Source organism: Planococcus sp. NCCP-2050 (assembly GCF_023708025.1).
Taxonomy (GTDB): Bacteria; Bacillota; Bacilli; order Bacillales_A; family Planococcaceae; genus Planococcus.
Window position 1 is genome coordinate 337,625 of record NZ_BRCX01000002.1, and the last position, 18,183, is coordinate 355,807.

Sequence of the window (18,183 nt, forward strand, 5' to 3'; positions counted from 1 at the left end):
ATTGGATGAAAACATCAAACCGCAGTATTCTGCTAGGTGCCGCTTTTCTCATGGCCACTTCTGCCATCGGTCCTGGATTTTTAACACAGACTACCGTTTTTACAGAGCAATTGCTGGCCTCATTCGGTTTTGTCATTTTAATTTCCATCATCATCGATATCGGGGCACAGACGAATATTTGGCGGATTATTGCGGTTTCCGGCAAACGCGCACAAGATATTGCCAATGATGTGCTGCCGGGGCTTGGCTATTTCCTCGCCTTATTAGTGGTAATGGGCGGCCTGGCATTTAATATCGGAAACGTCGGCGGTGCAGGGCTGGGGATGAATGTACTTTTCGGCATCGATCCGAAAACAGGCGCTATCTTGAGCGGCTTGCTCGCCGTAGGCATTTTCGTCGTAAAAGAAGCGGGCCAGGCGATGGACCGCTTTGCTCAAATCCTCGGTTTTGTGATGATTGCACTGACGCTTTACGTCATGTTCACCGCCCAGCCTCCTATTGGAGAAGCAGTGACCAAAACCTTTATTCCCGACAATATCGACATTTTTGCAATTGTGACACTTGTCGGCGGGACGGTCGGCGGCTATATCACTTTTGCCGGCGGGCACCGCTTGATCGATGCCGGATTGACCGGCAGAGCGGCTGTTCCGGAAGTGACCCGCAGTTCCATCTATGCCATCGGGATCGCTTCCATTATGCGCATCATTTTATTCTTAGCTGTACTTGGAGTCGTATCCCAAGGGCTTTCCCTGAATCCTGACAATCCCCCGGCTTCTGTATTCCAGTTGGCAGCCGGAAACGTCGGCTATAAGATTTTCGGAGTCGTGATGTGGGCAGCTGCTGTCACTTCAGTTGTCGGTGCCGCTTATACATCTGTTTCTTTTATCCGGACGTTCAGCCCGGTTTTGGAAAAATACAATCGGTTCCTGGTCATTTCCTTCATCGTTATTTCGACTTCCGTTTTCGTCTTCATTGGCCAGCCGGTTCTGATTCTCGTGCTTGTCGGTTCATTGAATGGCTTGATTTTGCCGATTGCACTCGGCGTAATGCTGATTGCTGCCCATAAAGCGAAAATTGTCGGAGACTATAAACATCCGCTTTGGATGACCATTTTTGGCATTATCATCGTTATTGCCATGGCGTGGATGGGAATCTATACCTTGTCGAACGGCATCCCTCAATTATTCGAATAAGCATAAAATGCGCCCAGGTGGAAATCCATCTGGGCGCCCTTTTTTACTTTCCCATCTTTTCATTGCCGTGCTTGAAATTTCCTGTCGCCTTTGCCAAAACCAACTGCACGTCTTTATCGGTTTCAGCTTGCTGAATCTTCCCGATCAATTTCTCCGCTTCTTTTCCTTTAGCAATTTTTATTTGCTTGCCTTCGTAAGAAATGAAAACGGTCTGATTTTTACTGATGCTATAAGTGAATGGATTTTCTTCTAAGCGGTTCCGCTTATCACTATTCATCGCACACCTCTTTCATCGAAAGCTTATTTCCCAGGAAATGAATTTCAGCGTCCTTAAAGTACTCGTGATATCCCTTCCACCACTTCTCTTAAGTAATCCGTGCTGTGCGGCACCAGGTTATCCATGCGGATAGTGGTTACAAACGGTTTCTTTTCGCCATCTTCTGCCACTTCAAATCCTTTTGCTTCAACTTCCGTTCTTTCTCCGAGGCATAGCTGTGCAAACGCGGTGAATTCAACAGTGGCCATGCCTGCCACTTCTTCTTTTTGTAACTCCAACACTGCGTGAGGGTTTTCTGATATACGATATAGAAAGTTGTGGCACCGTTCATTATCTAGGAAACCATCCAAGTGAATTTGGTCTTTAATGATGCCTAAAGGGATGAGCTCTTCAAATGCGACCGTCAGCCCTAACTCTTCTTCAACTTCTCGGATTCCATCTTCCACCGTTTCTTCTGCCATCAAATGGCCTGCTGCTGTAATATCAAAAAGATTGGGGAAATCCTTTTTCAATGGACTCCGAAGCTGAAGGTGAACAAAACCTTTTCCTTCTTTCCGGCTAACCATCCAGCAATGGAACGTTTCATGCCAATAGCCCCTTCGATGCACTTCTTCGCGGCTTGCTACGCCAATCGCGTTGCCGTCTTCATCGAACACACGCAGCTTTTCTGTTTCCATGTCTTTTGCCTCCCCAATCAAAAAGCCTGCCCCAAAATGCAGGCAGGCTTTTGAATTTTCAAGTGGCGCCAACCACTTCCGCTGTTTCCAGCGGTTCTGCTTCCGGCTTCTGCACACGCGGATCCTGCAGCCAGCAAGCGGCTGTGTGGTTGTCTTCTCCCACTACGGTATCACGCGGCGTAAAGCTGTGGCACACTTTCATTGTATGAGGGCAACGTGCTGCAAATGCACAGCCTTCTCCAAGCGTTGCCAGATTTGGCGGAGATCCGCCGATTGGCAATAATGGCTTTGAACGGTCTTCGTTCATTTTCGGCATGGATTGCATCAAGCCCAATGTATACGGATGCTGAGGATTATAGAAAATCTCGTCCAGCGTCCCTTGTTCGACGATTTTCCCGCCGTACATGACCGCTACCCGGTCTGCCATATTCGCCACGACTCCTAAATCATGTGTAATCAAGATAATCGCGGTTTCGGTTTTTTGCTGAAGATCTTTCATCAAATCCAGGATCTGCGCCTGAATCGTTACATCAAGCGCTGTCGTCGGTTCATCGGCAATCAGCACTTTCGGGTTGCAGGCGAGCGCCAAAGCGATCACGACCCGTTGACGCATTCCTCCTGAAAATTGGTGAGGAAAGCTGTCCAACCGCATTTCTGCTTTCGGGATACCCACCAGTTTCAGCATTTCCAATGCCCGCTCCCGCGCTTGCTGCTTCGTCATTTTTTGATGGCGCTGAAGGCCTTCCATAATTTGCTTTCCGACTTTCATCGTCGGGTTCAATGAGGTCATCGGATCTTGGAACACCATCGATATTTCCGATCCGCGGATATCGGTAATTTGTTTGCTTGAAAGCTCCAACAGGCTTTTGCCATCGTAGACAATATCACCTTTTGAAATTTCGGTCGTGCTTTTCGGCAATAGCTGCATAATGGACTTGGCCGTCACCGATTTCCCAGAACCGGACTCTCCGACAATCGCCAAAGTCTCGCCTTTATTCAACTCGAAATTGACGCCTCGCACTGCCGTGATTTTCCCGGTTTGGGTCTTGAATGAAACATGCAGATCTTCCACTTTTAAGATAGTATTCTTCATTTTCTGGACCCTCCCCTATTTTTTCATCTTCGGATCGAGCGCATCACGCAGCCCGTCTGCAAGCAAGTTGAAGCAAATCATGATGGCACTGATGACGAGTGCCGGATAAATCAGTTTATACGGGAAATACCGCATCGATTTATAGCCATCTTCAATCAATACACCGAGCGATGCCTGTGGTGCCTGCAGACCCAAACCGATAAAGCTCAGGAAGGCTTCAAAGAAAATCGCTGTCGGAATGGTGAACATGACGGTGACAATGACAGGACCCATAATATTCGGCATTAAATGTTTCCAGATCAACCGCTTGTTCGAAGCCCCTAATGTGCGGGAGGCCAAGATAAATTCCTGTCCTTTCAGCTGAAGGATCTGCCCCCGGACAACCCGGGCCATGCCGACCCAGCCGGTGACAATCATCGCCAGGATAATTGATGTAATCCCAGGCTGAAGGACGAGAATGAAGAGGATGATAACGATCAAGTTCGGTATCCCCATGAGTATTTCAATGATCCGCTGCATGACATTATCAACCCGGCCTCCGTAGAACGAGGAGATGCCGCCGTAAATAACGCCGATGGCCAAATCGAGAAATGCGGCAACTAACGCGATGAATAGAGAGATTTGCGTTCCTTTCCACACACGCGTCCATAAATCACGGCCGAATTCATCTGTGCCGAACCAGTAATTTGTAGCGACTTCGCGCTCGGCATAGACATCGGTGCCTTGGGCGTTCAAACCGTCAAAGCCGAGCCATTCGAGGCCCGCGACTTTAGGCGGCATATTCGAATGCGCCAAATTCTGTCCCCGGTACGTAAATTCATTCATGCTTGGACCGATCAACGCCATAATAATCAATATAACAAGCAATACGAGAGAAATCATAGCGCCTTTATTTTTAGCCAAGCGCTGAAATGCTTCTTTCCAAAACGAAACAGAAGGCGTCGAAATCTCTTCGCTCTTCTTTTGATCTAAAGGCGCTTTGACGAATAAATCGTCTGGAATATTGTCTAGGCTGTAATCGTTCTGTGCATGCATAGTTGGAAGTTTTACGTCGAATTCTTTCATGTCGCTTCCCCCTTATAGTTGATGCGGGGATCTAAGAAGCCGTAAATGATATCGACGACAAACACGACGAAAATAAATAACGCACTATAGAAGATCGTGATTCCCATGATGACGCTGTAATCCAGTACCAGGATGGATAAGGTGAATTGTTCTCCGAGCCCTGGAACCGAGAAGATTTTCTCGATAACGAGTGTCCCTGTCATAATCGAAACCGCTAGCGGTCCAAGCATAGTGACCACCGGAATCAACGCATTGCGGATGACGTGCTTTACAATGACCTGATTTTCCCGCATTCCTTTTGCACGGGCCGTTATGACGTAATCCTGGCCGAGCACTTCGAGCATTTCACTGCGGATAAACCGGGCGACTGTCGCAGTGACTGTCACCGATAAGGCGATAGACGGCAGCAAAGTGCTGGAATAGCCTTCCCAGAGCGCAACCGGCAGCCATTCAAGCTTTACACCGATATAATATTGCAGCAATGCCGCAAAGACGAAAGAAGGGATCGACATGCCGATGACTGCAAGCGCCACTGAACCATAATCAAAAATCGAATTATGCTTCAAAGCCGAAATGATGCCGAGAATAAGCCCGAGAATGGCACCAATGATTAATGCCTGCAAACCGATAAAGGCGGACGGCCCGATTCGGGTGCTGATCATGCTTGTAACGGTTCTGCCTTCATGCTGGAAAGAATAGCCTAAATCGCCTTGCACCAAATTTCCAAGATAGTGAAAATACTGGATAGCTACTGGCTGATCCAATCCATATTTTGCATTTAATACGGCCAATTGCTCAGCGCCTAATTTCTCAGGGTTCGTAAACGGCGTCCCCGGCAGAAGCTGCATGAGGAAGAATGTGGCTGTCACGATGATAAAAAGCGTAATCAGCATATACCCAATCCGCTTAAGTAAATATCCCTTCATGGAAACACCTCTATTCTATGAGTTGAGTAACCTTCTGGATGAAAAAATACGAGGGGACCGGATTTCCGGCCACACCCTCGTATCTAAAGCTGCATAACTGTAGATTATTCTTCGATTGATGCCCACTTATACGTATGTGAAGCACCAGTAGGGTGTACAATTAAACCTTTGATTTTTTCTCTCATCAAGATTGATGTTCCATCTTGGTAAAGAGGCACGATTGCTGCATCTTCTTCCAATAGGATTTTCTCGATGTTCAACAGCATTTCAAAGCGTTTAGATAGGTCTGTTTCCACGCGCGCCTGATTTACCAATTCGTCCAATTTCGGGTTATGGTAATCCATACGGTTAGCGGATCCGCCTTCTACCCACATATCAAGGTAAGTCATCGGGTCACTGTAGTCAGGGCCCCATGAAGACAAGGACAAATCATATTCAATCGCTTTTTCAATTTCAAGGCGTTGAGCGAAAGGAACCGCTTTGATTTCTAATTTGAAGCCTGGAAGATTATCTTCTAATTGTGCTTGAAGATATTCTGCCACTTTTTTATGGTCGTCAGAATCAGAGATGTTGATCGAAACAGTCAAGTCCGAAACGCCTGCTTCTTTCAATCCAGTTTCCCATAGTTTTTGAGCATCTTCGATTGATCCTGTGTTGAAGTCACCGTTCAAATCACGGTAATCTTCTCCTTCTGGAGATTGGAAGAAGCCTTTAGGAACTACCCCGTTTAATGCAGTCGAACCGTCTTTCAAAATAACATCAGTCAAGCTTTCTTTATCGATTGCCATATTGATTGCCTGGCGGATGTTTTTATTGCCAAGAACCGGATGTGTATGGTTGAAGCGAAGGAAAATCATGCTTGGTTCAAGGATTGTGTCAAAGTTTGGATCTTCTTTATACTGATCCACTGATTCTGAGCTAAGTTCGATGCGGTCAACTTTGTTTGTTTCGTATAAGTTAACGCCTGTCGTTGGATCTTTTACTACGAAAGCATTAATCTTATCCAATTTAACTGCTTCTGCATCCCAGTAGTCTTCGTTCTTTTCATAGTTCCAACCTTGTTCGTGCGTCCAATCCGTTAACGTAAATGGACCGTTGAACAGGATGTTTTCGGCTTCCAATGCGTACTGGTCGCCTTGTTCTTCAACGAATTTCTGGTTTTGCGGCAAGAATGTCGGGAAAGTAAGCAATGATTCCAATAATGGGTTGGCGCTTTCAAGCGTTACTTCCAAAGTTTGCTCATCGATTGCTTTAACCCCTAATTCGTCTGCATCCGCTTCGCCGTTCATGATCGCTTCTGCATTTTTGATGCTTGCCGTAACGAACATAAAATTGTACGGGCTTGCATCTTTCATCACGCGTTTCCATGCATATTCAAAGTCTTGCGCCGTTACAGGCTCCCCATTGCTCCATTTAGACTCACGCAATGTGAACGTGTGGACGGTTTGGTCTTCATTTTCTGTATGTTCCGTTACTAAAGCTTCAATTGGCTGGTGGTTTTCATCTTGGCGGTAAAGCCCTTCATTGACGTTGTTCAATACGGTAAATGCAACGCCGTCATGTGCTTTTGTAGAATCCAGAGTAGGAATGTCCGCTGTTGCCGAGATATTCAAGACCTGGCTTGCTTCACCTTCTCCTCCATCTGCGTTGGAGCCTTCTGAATTGCCGCTGTCAGAAGAACTAAAATTACAGCCAGACAGAATCAACACAAAAGCCATCAACAATAATAATGCTTGTGCTCTAATCTTTCTCTCCATTTCCCTACCCCCTAATTTTTCTAATAATTCTTTTTAATCATAATTGTTATTCTACTATTACGCAATAAGATATTTTAATTTTCAAAAATAAAGGAACCGTGTTAATCTTTAATTATCCACTGAAAGGACCATGCCCCATGACCAATAAACTCATCATTCTGTTGGGATCTCTTCTCGCATCTTTCGCTGTATCCTTTTTATTATATGGACCATGGAATTTGGCCAAATGGCTGGACGCTGTTTTTTTAATCGGCTTGCTTTTGATTATGGCTGCTTCCGTAATGGTCTTGATCGAAGCGGAATTTTTCAATGCGTTCATCAAAAGTTTTAAAAACTTTTTCTCACGGGTTAACCATAAGGAAAAATACATACGCGAAAGCGAAAGGCGCACAAGCGACGCTATGCCTTACCAAAAAAACTTCCCGATCCGGAAAGATTTGCTCTTTATCGGCATTGCGCTAAGCCTTTGCAGCTTAATCCTGTCTTCTGCGCTTTATTATTTTCTCTCCTAACCATAAAAACATACTAAGATTAGTAGGACGAACCAAGGCATTGGTTTGTCCTACTATTTTTTCTTATAGTAGAGGTGAAGCGGAGGTCGAGGCGGTTTTGGGATCTAGAATCCGGCATAAAAACGGACCTCCTTCACCCCCTTATCTGAATCAGGTTTGAGTATGTGGGATCCATTGAGATCGTGTAGAAGAAATGGGAATCGGTAAGGTCCGGTGAAGCTTCCAAACCAAACGAAGGAGTGTGGGAGATGAAACATGTCATCGCTTTTGATGTCAGTATGGGGAAAAGCTACGTCGTGGTCTACAACGCGTTGAAAACCTGTATCGCCGAAAAAGAAATCAGACACACGCGCACAGATTTCATAGAACTGAAGAGGCTGATTGACGACCTAACCGCAGGTTATGATGAAGTGCCTCACCTAGTGTTTGAAGCCACCGGAGTCTATTCCCGGCCACTCGAACGGTTCATGCAGGAAAACGGTTATCCGTATTGCCTGTTAAACCCGCTGGAAGCCAAATTGCAGAGCGACCGGCTGCGGAATCACAAGACCGACCGGGCGGACGCCCACCAGCTCGCAAGCAGCCACTTCCAGAATGAACGCCGCTTGGAGACACCCTCTTCAGATATCTACCGGCAACTCAAGAAGATGGCCCGACATTACACGGATCTGGACGAGGAGCTGGCTGTGGTACGAGGACGTCTCCACGCGGAACTGCAGCTCACGTTCCCGGAACTGACGGGCTTGTTTACGACAAAATCGGATCTCTTTCTGCGGTTGGTGCAGTTGTTTCCGCATCCCGATCTCGTGCTGGGTAACTCCAAAACAGTGCTCAAAAACCGGATTCTCGCCAACACCGAGAAGCGGATGTCCGCGAAAAAAGCAGAAGAAAAAGCCATCGAACTGTTGGAGGCGGCAGGCAATGCCTATCCTGCAGTAAAGGTCGATGACCTTGCTTGTGAGCTGGTTCGGCTTTACGCCAAACGCTTCCAGGAGCTGGTCTTCCTGAAAGAGATATGTATCGAGAAAATGGCGGCACTGGCCTTTCCACTAGACGAGTATGCCATTCTATTAAGTATTCCGGGCATCGGAGACAATACCGCCGTTCGCTTGCTTGCCGAGATCGGCGATATCCGGCGATTTGAGAATCATAAGCAGTTGAATGCCTTTGCCGGCATCGATATCTGCCGTTACCGATCCGGTAAGTTTCTTGCGAGGGACCGCATCAATAAACGGGGAAACAAACACCTCCGCAAGCTGCTTTACATCATCATCATGAACATGCTTAAGCAACAGCGCCTGTCGCAGAACCACCTGGTCGATTATTATCAGAAATTAAAAAAGCAACCTTACAACAAATGTCATAAGGTTGCCGTGGTGGCGTGTATGAACAAGCTGCTCAAAACGATCCACCACTTGATCACACACCAATTACGCTACGACTACAGGCTGAGCCCCTGCACCGTGGCACCTACAGTTTAGCACATTCCGCCCCTGCGAAAAAATGAAAAAGCCGGAGGTTTTTTTGGCATGCCCAATTTTTAGTCAGAACCAATAAACGCCTCCAAGGAGAGAAAAATATCCAAAGAGTTTAGTTCAAGTTGAGGGAAATCTATTGACTAATCGTAAGAAAACCTTCAGCCGTTTATGGGCTGAAGGTTTTCATTTTCCTGCTTATAAAAAGTTACACGGTTGCGTCCGCTTTTTTTGGATTGGTAAAGAGCGTTATCGGCTTCTTTGATAAGTTGATCAAGAGACGCTGAGCCGTCTGAATAGCTTGTGCCTATCGAAACAGAAACGATGCCTCCCGGCTGACGCTCTTCACCGTCAAACCGGTACTCTTCGATAGCTTTACGCATTTTGTCGGCTTTTGCAAAAATTTGTTCCAGATCGGTTTCTTCTGTAAAACAAAGGATGAATTCCTCGCCGCCATACCTGGCGACTACATCGTGGTCTTCAGTGCTGTCGATGAGCAATTGGCCGATCGTCCTCAGCACTTGATCCCCTTTTTGATGTCCATGCGTGTCGTTGTAAACTTTAAAATAGTCCACATCCACCATGGCGATCGAAATCGGCAGTTTTTGATCGACCAATCCGCCAACCTTGTTTTTAAAGAAACGGATATTCGGCAAATGCGTCATTGGATCTTGGTTTGAATAAAATTCAAGCTCTTTCCGCAAGATCAAGTTCCGGTTTTCCCCGTTTAAAATCATAGCCATCGCTAATATGGCAATACTGGCAAAAAAGAACATCGCTCCGACAATAAACAGCGTTGCTGGCGTCGTAAGCAGCATCCAAATCGTTTTGATTAATTCAAATATCACAAACCCGAATAACATCCGCTTAATATTTACAATCGTATACAAATGACTAAAGGAAATTTTTTCGCGGAACAAGCTTCCGACAATAATAGGCAAAATCAACGATTGCAAAATTCCTTCGACCACAGTCGGTCCGCCAAGCGATGCCCGGAAAATTCCAGGAACAATGGCCGATAGCATACCGAACGGCCATCCAGCGATATAAGAAATAAAGAATATCGGCACTTCCCGAAGATCAAGGCGCATCCCTTCATGGATAAAAGGATTGTGCATCACTGAAAACGCTAAAAAACTGAAAAATGCCGAAGAGATCCAAAAGAATTGAGTGGAACTCTTCCATTCGACCAATAGAGCTTCCTTTAATTTCAAGGCTAAATACATCAAAGCGATGATTAATGCCATATTTTCCAGGAAAAAAAACAATAAAGCATTCATTGCGCCAACTCCCAATTCACTTCACTAACCGATTGAACTATTACCTAAGTGTATCAAAAAATAGTCCAAAGTCCATTTTAATATACGATTATTGGGACTTTTAAACTTTGTCTGCATATAAATGGAAGGAGGTGTCGGCAGGCATTATTTTTCTAATATAAAGCTCCGTTTCTTTGGAAATATCAGGGACAAAAAATTCAGTCGCCCAATGTTCTGCAGTGAAAGCAGTTGTACCATTTGAAGACAGGAAAATCGAAAACCACTTAAATCTTCCCTTGCTGTCCAAATATTCTTCTGTTAACAGCTGGTTTAGTGCAGGGCTCATTTCTCCTGAAAATACGGTATAAAGTCCTTCCTCTTGCTTTTGCAAGTGGCTCTCTAACCCTTCCATTGCCTCAAACTCTTCATTCCAGCAATGAATCTCAATCTGATTGGCCGTTTTCAAGAAACGATCCGTCAGCAATAGCCAATATCCGTAATCTTCATTTTCCGGCACCCGCATGTTAAATTCATCGTCCATAAAAGCAGTTAATTCAAAATGAAAGTTTTCTTTCATTTCATCGCTTCCCTTCTAAATAGCCACGCACGAAAGCGGCTCAATACATTGTCTTCACCATTTTAAAATTGATCAATGCCACTCCTTTTCGCACGACTGTTTGCTGCCGCATCATTCCGTAGCCATGCTTTTCAAAGAAAGGCTGCGCAGTCAAGCTGGCACCTACAGTGATTTCAGCGAGAGCCAATTTCTCGGCTTCTTTTTCGACCGCATTTAATAGAGCGGCAGCAATCCCTTGCCGCTGATGGTCTTTATGGACATAAAGCCGGTTCAAATAGCCATCTTTTTGCAAGTCGCTAAAACCTACAATCTTTCCTGCTTGTTCCGCGACAAACGAGACATTCCGGCCAAGCGAATCCCGCCATTTTTCGATACGTTCTTCTTTTTCATCTATTGGTGCCCATGCATTTAGCTGCTCCTCTTTGTACTGAGCGGCATTGACGGTGTGGACCGTTTCGTAGAATAGGTCGACGAGCGCCTCCAGGTCTTCCGGGCGGTAAGGACGAACTAATAAATTTATCTTATCAATAAGGTCCGGAATTTCCGACAAGCTTTCGATAGACAACCCGGATGGCCCTGGTTCCCAAAAGGGACCCCTTTTCCATATTCCCAGAATTCCGGCGGTTTTCGCTGCTTGGATATCGTTTTTCGGATGATCGCCGATGTAAACCGCTTCTTCAGCAAGGACGCCTAGTTTTTCCAAAGCTTTTTGAAAGATAGCAGAATCCGGTTTTTTCAATCCTTCCCATTCCGAAATTAACAGCACATCAAAATAGGAGGCTATGTTAAGCGCTTGAATATTATCTAGTTGAAATTGTCCTCTACCATTGGTAATTATACCCAGGCGAAAGGCGCTTCTTTTTAATGCTTCAAGCATTGCTATGAGATGCGGGAAGGGTTGACAATGAATTGCAAAATTCTTCAGGTAATCCTTCAGTAATTCTTCCGGCGATATTCCTTGAATCGCGTATTCTTTCGCTAATTGAGCATATACTTGGTCTTTCCAAATGTATCCCTTAGCGTCCAGTTCAATAAAACGGTCACAAAATTGCTTTCGGGGAATATGTTTTAAGACTTCGTTCAACCGGTCATATTGTGACTCAATGAATGCGCTTAATGAGGTATCCCTATCCAGCAAGGTTCCATCTAAATCAAAAATAACTGCTTTAATCACTCGATTTCCACCTTTAGCGTGATTTGTTTTACAGCGACAAGCTCTGTCCCTTCAAAACTCAAACAGTAGATATCCGGCATTTGAAGTTTTCGCCAGAAATCCACATGATAGCTAGCATCGAAATAATTCATGATCAGCACCATCAGATTGCCGTGCATGCCAATTGCCACGCGCTTTCCTTCGTAACGCTCTAAAACTTCCGTTAATTGCGCCACCCCTCGCTTTTGGGCATCACGGTTAGATTCGCCTCCTGGAAAAGCGAATTGCTCATCTTCCCAAACGCGCGCAATCGCCGATTCAAAGTCGAGTAATGGTTCATTGCTCAATAAACGCTCTTTAAAATCCTCATAGCATTCAATTTCTTGATCTAACTCTTCCGCCAAGCCCTCGACGGTTTGGATTGCACGTTTATACGGACTGGACAGCACATGGTCGATTTCTTCTTCATTTAATGCTTCCGCCACTTTCTGTGCGTCCTGAAATCCTTTTTCCGATAAGGGCCGATTCCGTTCATCCCTTGAATAAACAGAATGTGCATGCCTCACTAAATATAAATGCGTCTGCAATTTATCCACTCTTTCCGCTATTCATTTCTTTATAAATTTCGAGTGCTTCTTTTAAAAAACTCCGATCAAATCCACTCTTTTGATGCAGCCGCTCCACCCACTCATCCAGTGTTGAGAGCGGCGTATCTTCAATGAGCCCTTGGGAAGTGCTTAGACGACTTTGCCAGTCCTCAAATTCCCAGTGGGCAATCTCATTTTTATAGGGCATACGTGTTTCAAAAAGCACTTTCGGATAGATATGGTTCTGCGAAAACTCCGCCGCTTCCCAGAAAGCGTCTTCGCTTACCGGTTCCAATGCATATTTCTGATTGGATATTTTTCCGTTCGGGCGGTAGTAGAGAATCTCCACTTCGGATTTCCCGGGCAATACTTCCACTTCAGCAGCCGGAAAAAAGCCGGCTAGCTTACCGCTTTGAAACGATTTACTGCTCTCCTCGATCAGTATCGGTTCCAGCCATTGGTCGCCCAAATCGCATAAATACCGATAGCCTTCCTTATCCTCAGCAGCAATGGCCGCATGTGCTTCAATTGTACCCAAATGGCTGCCAATCGGATATGCCCTTATGCCAGCTTTTTTAAATTCTTCCAATAACCAAAGCGCCAAATCAAAACAATTCCCCGTAATCCCGTATCTTTCGCGATGGGCTTTCATTAATTCAATAGAACGCTGCTTTTTGGCCCCAGCTTTCTCGTAATACCAAGCTTTCGTCAATGTTTCCATTGGAAATCCATCAAATTCCCTCCAGACTTTCACGATTTCTTCAGGTGCATTCATTTTCTCCACCTCTTTCGAAACTATCGATACATATGTATTTCGGTTCAAAACGCGGTGATTCCTTTAAAAAACTGTAAACAAAAGGGCTGTGCAATAAGTCTTTATTTGACTTATTGCACAGCCCTTATCACATTTGTCATTCCATTTCATCGCTTGCGGGTTTCTCAACCAATTGCTGCAGGTTTTGGAACATCTGGTCCCAACCTTCTTCGGATTGGCCGCTGAATTCCATGCCGGCTCGCTTAATGTCTTCATCTGTCCAGCCTTCTTCATGCGGCACAACTATTTCTTGGATAAAGACCATTTCCACGCTGTTTTCTACTGAAGAAATCCAAACGGTGATGCGGTCTTCCAAGCTATTGAATTCCGGCATTTCAAAAGTGAACACCAGCTTATGCGGCGGGTTTACTTCGATGTAATTGCCGATTGCCCGGTAATCGGTGCCGCCTCGCCGGTCGATGATTTCCCAACTGCCGCCTTGCACAGGTTGGTTAACGGCCTTTTGATTGGTTGCTTCAGAAGTGAGTAGCCATTTTTTCATGAGTTCCGGTTTGGTCCAAGCAGCAAACACTTTTTCTTCCGTGGTTTGAAATCTTCGCGCCATGGTTAAAGTTACGGTTGACGTTGCCATCAGATCCACCCTTTCAGCGTTCGGTAATGGAGTGCCAAGCAATTGCAGCACCAGCTTTAATGCCATATTAGCTCAAGCTTTTGTTTCAGGCAACATAATCTTCGCTTGGAATATCCTCCGCATCGCGGTCGCCGTAGTAGCGGCCTTTTGTCAGGACAGCCAGGACCACCGTCATGATGGCAGCGAGAATTGCCGAGAAGAACGCGGCCGTGCTTTGCAGGAACGTGCCCATATAGCCAAGCGCTGCAATCGTGCCGAGGATGCTCGGTATCAGAAGCGAAATGACGCCGACCGGATTCCATTTATACAATTTTTCCTGGCGCGCTTCATAGTAGCGCGGCCCGATTTTCAAGAGGCGTTTGACGATTAAAGCATCGGCCACTAAAACGGCAGCCCATGTCATTAAGGCAACTCCTTGGAAAGTCATTGCCGTTCCAAGATGATCGACGATTCCGCCAAGCATCAGGATAATGGCGATGACCCCTGCCACGACGATCCAGAAACGTCTTCCTGGCGTAAAGCGGAACATGTTTTCAAAGAAACTCGATAACGACAGCGAACTGCTGTAGATATTCGTGATGTTGATGCGCACTTGCGTCAGCATCGTAAATAGCACGCCGCCAAGTCCGAGAAGCAAGACAATGTAAACGCCCGGGTTTGATTCGCCTAAGGTAACGCCGAACCAGATCCCTAAACCGCCCATTACACCGAAACAGAAAATCTGCGGAATAAAACCGATGGCGATTGAACCGATTTTGATGTCTTTCGGTTTTAAAAAGCGCGCGTAATCAGATGCGATCAATGCAGTAAGCCCCATGATGCCGTGCTGCATGCCGATGCAAAGCAAAAGGGCCGTTCCGCCGACTTGCACACCTTCTGGCATATACGTCCAGAAATTGCCTTCATATACGGAAGTTGTATTGAAAGCCATGTAAATGGCAGCGATTAGGAATGCGCCGAAAATCGGCAGCGACCATTTTTGGAGTTTGTCCAATTGTTTAATGCCAAACCAGTTGAGCGGAATGACGATTGCGCCAAAAAATACGATTAAAAGCCACATGGGGATGGCGGGGAAGTAGGCATGGACTGCTGAAACAAGGATCATTCCTTCAAAAGCGCAGTACATGATAAAGTTCGAAGCATAGATTAATGAGGTGAGGGAAGCTCCGATGTAACCGAATCCTCCGCGGGAAAGTAAGTTAACGTTCATACCTGATTTTGCGGATAGATACACAATGATTGAACCTAAAATACCCGCTACAACGATTGCATATCCTGCTGAGATGAGGGCATTGACGGCTCCAAACTGCAGGGCCATGACAGATCCCATCTGAAAATAAAAAATAGCGGTAGCGATGCCGAATGTGATATTCGTTATGCTCAGCCAACCCATTTTCCTTTCTTCGCGCGGCACGCGGTCAAAGGAATAGTCATCTGTCGCTTCTTTTTTCGGAACCATTCTCTTTTGTTCTTCTTTCTTTTTCGTCCATTCTTGATCTGCAGTAATCTCAGATCTCATGCGATCGACTTCCTTTCCATACTTAGAATATTCTTTTGTCTAGGAACAGCAGAGTTTCCGGGCAGAAATGCCGCCACTCAAACAAAAAAAACAGGTGGATTTTCCCGGCAGCATCTTGTGCTCGAACGGGTTAAACCACTTGTTTTTTGATTATAACATATTTTTGCGCATTTTAGTGACGAAGCAGAAAATGCTTTTGCCTTAACTGGCTAAGAGTCGCTTTTCTTTTGAAAAAATTTCAAACTCTTTATTTCTTTTTTAATATATTAACATACCAAAAGATGCCTTATTCTTCGATTAAGTCGCCTTTGCGCTGACGAATCTGGTAATAGTTTAATTGCTTGAATAATTCGGATGACGTGCCTTGGTCGACCGTAAATGCCACTCCGTGTTCATTCATGACCATTTTCTTGGTTTTGCGGACAATCGATCCATCTAAAAGGAAAGGGCGCCCTAAAATACGGAAGCTGCATTCAACCTTTTCATCCATCGGAAATTCCTCAGGAGAGTAAAACACAAGGCCGCCAGCACTGACATTTTCGATTTCAATCGGCAATGCCTCTTCCCAGCCTTCGCGTCTAATTTCCCCATCAATCAACCCATCAAAATCCACACGAAAAAATTCACGTCGATTCTTGCTCATTTTTGCTCCCCCATTACTTGTAGAAATCTTTGCTTACATATAGAGATTCACTAACAGGCCCTTCATTTCTCCGACCAGGCGAAGCACTTCGATGCCTTCTTTTTCATTGTCCAGCACTTCATCATTGATCGCGAGCAGCTTTTCATCGATCACTTCCACCAGTTGATGGGATTTCATGCCGCCATTCGGATGGAAACTTTGTTTCTCTGATAGTTCCAAGCCGTAGCTCAATGATTCACTGACAAATTGCTTCACTGAATTCTTATAATCGATCAGATTTTCAATGGTGCGCTGTTTCGCTAAACGCTGGCCTTGAAAATCGATGCGATCCATTAACTGGTTGAGTGAATCCAATTGCAGTTTTGACTGAGAATTCCGCATAATAGTGGCGAAGGCATCTGTAGACTTCCCTTCGACAGCCCCTTTACGCATCAATTCACTTGGAAATTTTGCTTGACCTTCGATCCGCAAAAGAACCCCTCATTTCATTTTTGATAGCTTTTCTTTTTCTTTAGCATATTGACGATCAATTCCACTTCGCCATGCTCCATCTTCAGCACTTTTGCTATTTGCTTTGGCGCAAACCCTTGCTTATGCAATTTCGAAATTTTCTCTTGATCCGATTCAACCTCGTCAAAAAGATGGCTTTCCTCTTGTTGTTCAGGCATTTCCAGTTGCACTGGAGCCTCTATTTTCCCCACAACTAGCTGCTTTTCCAGTAGACGGATTCTTTTTTCGAACTTGTCTTCTCTTACTTTAATATAATCAGCAAGTTTTTGATAGAGTTCTTCGTTCTCTTTTTCTATTTTTTCTACAAATTCTTCCATCCCTTGGTGAATAAGGGCTGTATCTTCACTCAATTCCTCGCGTTTTTGCTTATTTTGCACCAATACTACAATCGCACGGATGTTCAGCAATAATACAAGGACTATCAATTCAATTAATAACCATTCCATCGGGATCACCTTGACCTTCTAAGCTATTTCTAATAATGATCGTGTACAGCAAGCGTTGCTGCACGCAAACGCAAAATCGCTTTTGAATGCAATTGTGACACGCGGGAAACGCTGACGCTCAATACTTCGGCAATTTCCGTCAGTTTCAGCTCTTCAAAATAACAAAGCGAAACGACTAATTTTTCTTTTTCCGGAAGCCGATCAATGGCCTGTGCCAACGATTCTTTAATCGCTTGATCCGTTAAATGCTTTTCAGGGGAAGCGGCCCCGCTGTCTTCAAGCGTATTGTATTTGCCGGATGGATCGTTTTCATTGTAATCAGGCTCATCGATTGAAACCATTGATGACAAGGCAGCTTCTGCTACGGTTTTGTTGAGCTCGGCTTTTGTAATGCCGAGATAAGCACTGACGTCTTCATCTGTAACGGACGCATTATTTTGCTGTTCGAGTTCGATATACGCTTTCTCGATCTTTTTGACTTTGTCGCGAATCGACCGGGGGAGCCAGTCGCGCGTCCGGAGTCCATCAATTACGGCTCCTTTGATCCGCCAAGTTGCATAAGTCTCAAACTTCAAATCGCGCTCGATATTGAATTTATCAAATGCATCCAGCAGTCCTTCGTATGCAAGGCTGCGTATATCGTCTTTATCTACGGTTTTCGGCAAACTGAACGCAAAGCGCTGTATGATGTAATCGACCAGCGGAAGATAGCGTTCGACTAAGTAGTTCCCGGCTTCCGGATCCTTATGCTGCTGCCAATCTTTCCAGTAACTGCGTTCGTCTTTTGATAATCTTGTATTCAATATGAGTGTCACCACCATCTATGTGATCATGTTTTGTTTTTGTTAGTTTTTGTAGTCGATATTCCGCAAAACAGCTCGCTTGCCGGGGGCTCGCGCTGAGCTAACGAAAACCTGTGCTCCTGCGCAAACTCGTCGCAAAGCCTTGCCCTCGCAAAACCTCGGTCAAGTCTTGGCTGAACGCCCGAGTGGATCTCAGCACTTCGCTTGGTCCCCAAGGCGTCTTCGCTGTTTTGCTCCATATCTATAGAAAGTTCTCCAGCGCCGGCGCGGTTCCGGACTGGGCGGAGCAATAAGACGAGTGGTCT

20 protein-coding genes are annotated in these 18,183 nt (G+C 45.4%); 3 read left to right on the forward strand and 17 right to left on the reverse strand.

What is annotated here, in order from left to right; translation table 11 throughout:
• Nucleotides 1-5 precede the first annotated feature (5 nt).
• A complete protein-coding gene (locus NFU07_RS11020; RefSeq protein ID WP_235197898.1) occupies nt 6-1,193 on the forward strand; it encodes an NRAMP family divalent metal transporter in 1,188 nt (395 codons plus the stop codon).
• 43 nt (nt 1,194-1,236) lie between these two features.
• Here NFU07_RS11020 and NFU07_RS11025 read toward each other — a convergent pair whose 3' ends face one another.
• From NFU07_RS11025 to NFU07_RS11050, 6 genes are all read right to left on the reverse strand, one after another.
• A complete protein-coding gene (locus NFU07_RS11025) occupies nt 1,237-1,470 on the reverse strand; it encodes a hypothetical protein (protein ID WP_251478036.1) in 234 nt (77 codons plus the stop codon).
• 53 nt (nt 1,471-1,523) lie between these two features.
• Nucleotides 1,524-2,147 (reverse strand): NUDIX hydrolase, encoded by a 624-nt coding sequence (locus NFU07_RS11030; protein WP_251478038.1) that lies wholly within the window; start codon nt 2,145-2,147, stop codon nt 1,524-1,526.
• A 58-nt stretch (nt 2,148-2,205) separates the two neighbouring features.
• The gene (locus NFU07_RS11035) at nt 2,206-3,240 is read right to left on the reverse strand and encodes an ABC transporter ATP-binding protein (protein ID WP_251478040.1); all 1,035 of its coding nucleotides are present in this window, start codon (nt 3,238-3,240) and stop codon (nt 2,206-2,208) included.
• Nucleotides 3,241-3,255: 15 nt separating this feature from the next.
• Nucleotides 3,256-4,275 carry an oligopeptide ABC transporter permease gene (gene opp3C / locus NFU07_RS11040; protein WP_251478256.1) on the reverse strand — a complete coding sequence of 340 codons (1,020 nt, stop codon included), beginning with the start codon at nt 4,273-4,275 and terminating at the stop codon, nt 3,256-3,258.
• A gap of 26 nt (nt 4,276-4,301) precedes the next feature.
• Nucleotides 4,302-5,231 carry an ABC transporter permease gene (locus tag NFU07_RS11045; protein ID WP_251478042.1) on the reverse strand — a complete coding sequence of 310 codons (930 nt, stop codon included), beginning with the start codon at nt 5,229-5,231 and terminating at the stop codon, nt 4,302-4,304.
• A 104-nt stretch (nt 5,232-5,335) separates the two neighbouring features.
• Nucleotides 5,336-6,988 (reverse strand): peptide ABC transporter substrate-binding protein, encoded by a 1,653-nt coding sequence (locus tag NFU07_RS11050; RefSeq protein ID WP_251478044.1) that lies wholly within the window; start codon nt 6,986-6,988, stop codon nt 5,336-5,338.
• Between the two features lie 137 nt (nt 6,989-7,125).
• Here NFU07_RS11050 and NFU07_RS11055 point away from each other — a divergent pair, with 137 nt between their 5' ends.
• Together NFU07_RS11055 and NFU07_RS11060 are read left to right on the forward strand one after the other, a co-directional pair.
• On the forward strand, nt 7,126-7,500 hold the full coding sequence (locus NFU07_RS11055) for a DUF3899 domain-containing protein (RefSeq protein ID WP_251478045.1): 375 nt from the start codon (nt 7,126-7,128) through the stop codon (nt 7,498-7,500).
• A 248-nt stretch (nt 7,501-7,748) separates the two neighbouring features.
• Complete coding sequence (locus NFU07_RS11060) at nt 7,749-8,981, forward strand: IS110 family RNA-guided transposase (protein ID WP_251478047.1); 1,233 nt, start codon at nt 7,749-7,751, stop codon at nt 8,979-8,981.
• A gap of 155 nt (nt 8,982-9,136) precedes the next feature.
• Here the strand turns inward: NFU07_RS11060 and NFU07_RS11065 are convergent, their stop codons facing one another.
• From NFU07_RS11065 to NFU07_RS11120, 11 genes are all read right to left on the reverse strand, one after another.
• Complete coding sequence (locus tag NFU07_RS11065; RefSeq protein WP_251478049.1) at nt 9,137-10,255, reverse strand: GGDEF domain-containing protein; 1,119 nt, start codon at nt 10,253-10,255, stop codon at nt 9,137-9,139.
• A gap of 100 nt (nt 10,256-10,355) precedes the next feature.
• Nucleotides 10,356-10,811 carry a hypothetical protein gene (locus NFU07_RS11070; protein WP_251478051.1) on the reverse strand — a complete coding sequence of 152 codons (456 nt, stop codon included), beginning with the start codon at nt 10,809-10,811 and terminating at the stop codon, nt 10,356-10,358.
• A 40-nt stretch (nt 10,812-10,851) separates the two neighbouring features.
• Nucleotides 10,852-11,985, reverse strand: a complete 1,134-nt coding sequence (locus NFU07_RS17755; RefSeq protein WP_309296774.1) for a GNAT family N-acetyltransferase — start codon at nt 11,983-11,985, stop codon at nt 10,852-10,854.
• Nucleotides 11,982-12,551, reverse strand: coding sequence for a histidine phosphatase family protein (locus tag NFU07_RS11085; RefSeq protein WP_251478053.1), 570 nt, complete (start codon nt 12,549-12,551; stop codon nt 11,982-11,984). Before NFU07_RS11085 ends, NFU07_RS17755 begins: the two co-directional genes overlap by 4 nt.
• 1 nt (nt 12,552) lies before the next feature.
• Complete coding sequence (locus NFU07_RS11090; RefSeq protein ID WP_251478055.1) at nt 12,553-13,326, reverse strand: hypothetical protein; 774 nt, start codon at nt 13,324-13,326, stop codon at nt 12,553-12,555.
• Nucleotides 13,327-13,462: 136 nt separating this feature from the next.
• Nucleotides 13,463-14,023: an SRPBCC family protein gene (locus tag NFU07_RS11095; RefSeq protein ID WP_309296775.1), complete on the reverse strand. Its 561-nt coding sequence runs from the start codon at nt 14,021-14,023 to the stop codon at nt 13,463-13,465.
• Nucleotides 14,024-14,042: 19 nt separating this feature from the next.
• On the reverse strand, nt 14,043-15,416 hold the full coding sequence (locus NFU07_RS11100) for a purine-cytosine permease family protein (protein ID WP_251478265.1): 1,374 nt from the start codon (nt 15,414-15,416) through the stop codon (nt 14,043-14,045).
• Nucleotides 15,417-15,762: 346 nt separating this feature from the next.
• Nucleotides 15,763-16,119: a PilZ domain-containing protein gene (locus tag NFU07_RS11105; protein ID WP_235197889.1), complete on the reverse strand. Its 357-nt coding sequence runs from the start codon at nt 16,117-16,119 to the stop codon at nt 15,763-15,765.
• A 33-nt stretch (nt 16,120-16,152) separates the two neighbouring features.
• On the reverse strand, nt 16,153-16,590 hold the full coding sequence (locus tag NFU07_RS11110; RefSeq protein ID WP_235197888.1) for a YaaR family protein: 438 nt from the start codon (nt 16,588-16,590) through the stop codon (nt 16,153-16,155).
• Between the two features lie 14 nt (nt 16,591-16,604).
• Nucleotides 16,605-17,075 carry a DUF6115 domain-containing protein gene (locus NFU07_RS11115; RefSeq protein ID WP_251478057.1) on the reverse strand — a complete coding sequence of 157 codons (471 nt, stop codon included), beginning with the start codon at nt 17,073-17,075 and terminating at the stop codon, nt 16,605-16,607.
• A 29-nt stretch (nt 17,076-17,104) separates the two neighbouring features.
• On the reverse strand, nt 17,105-17,881 hold the full coding sequence (locus NFU07_RS11120; RefSeq protein ID WP_251478267.1) for a FliA/WhiG family RNA polymerase sigma factor: 777 nt from the start codon (nt 17,879-17,881) through the stop codon (nt 17,105-17,107).
• Between the last annotated feature and the right edge of the window lie 302 nt (nt 17,882-18,183).

What these genes read in the sequence shown, in the direction of transcription:
- NFU07_RS11020 (WP_235197898.1), top strand. Translation starts at nt 6, where the DNA reads ATGAAAACATCAAACCGCAGTATTCTGCTAGGTGCCGCTTTTCTCATG.
- NFU07_RS11025 (WP_251478036.1), bottom strand. Translation starts at nt 1,470, where the DNA reads ATGAATAGTGATAAGCGGAACCGCTTAGAAGAAAATCCATTCACTTAT.
- NFU07_RS11030 (WP_251478038.1), bottom strand. Translation starts at nt 2,147, where the DNA reads ATGGAAACAGAAAAGCTGCGTGTGTTCGATGAAGACGGCAACGCGATT.
- NFU07_RS11035 (WP_251478040.1), bottom strand. Translation starts at nt 3,240, where the DNA reads ATGAAGAATACTATCTTAAAAGTGGAAGATCTGCATGTTTCATTCAAG.
- opp3C (WP_251478256.1), bottom strand. Translation starts at nt 4,275, where the DNA reads ATGCATGCACAGAACGATTACAGCCTAGACAATATTCCAGACGATTTA.
- NFU07_RS11045 (WP_251478042.1), bottom strand. Translation starts at nt 5,231, where the DNA reads ATGAAGGGATATTTACTTAAGCGGATTGGGTATATGCTGATTACGCTT.
- NFU07_RS11050 (WP_251478044.1), bottom strand. Translation starts at nt 6,988, where the DNA reads ATGGAGAGAAAGATTAGAGCACAAGCATTATTATTGTTGATGGCTTTT.
- NFU07_RS11055 (WP_251478045.1), top strand. Translation starts at nt 7,126, where the DNA reads ATGACCAATAAACTCATCATTCTGTTGGGATCTCTTCTCGCATCTTTC.
- NFU07_RS11060 (WP_251478047.1), top strand. Translation starts at nt 7,749, where the DNA reads ATGAAACATGTCATCGCTTTTGATGTCAGTATGGGGAAAAGCTACGTC.
- NFU07_RS11065 (WP_251478049.1), bottom strand. Translation starts at nt 10,255, where the DNA reads ATGAATGCTTTATTGTTTTTTTTCCTGGAAAATATGGCATTAATCATC.
- NFU07_RS11070 (WP_251478051.1), bottom strand. Translation starts at nt 10,811, where the DNA reads ATGAAAGAAAACTTTCATTTTGAATTAACTGCTTTTATGGACGATGAA.
- NFU07_RS11090 (WP_251478055.1), bottom strand. Translation starts at nt 13,326, where the DNA reads ATGAATGCACCTGAAGAAATCGTGAAAGTCTGGAGGGAATTTGATGGA.
- NFU07_RS11095 (WP_309296775.1), bottom strand. Translation starts at nt 14,023, where the DNA reads ATGGCATTAAAGCTGGTGCTGCAATTGCTTGGCACTCCATTACCGAAC.
- NFU07_RS11100 (WP_251478265.1), bottom strand. Translation starts at nt 15,416, where the DNA reads ATGGTTCCGAAAAAAGAAGCGACAGATGACTATTCCTTTGACCGCGTG.
- NFU07_RS11105 (WP_235197889.1), bottom strand. Translation starts at nt 16,119, where the DNA reads ATGAGCAAGAATCGACGTGAATTTTTTCGTGTGGATTTTGATGGGTTG.
- NFU07_RS11115 (WP_251478057.1), bottom strand. Translation starts at nt 17,075, where the DNA reads ATGGAATGGTTATTAATTGAATTGATAGTCCTTGTATTATTGCTGAAC.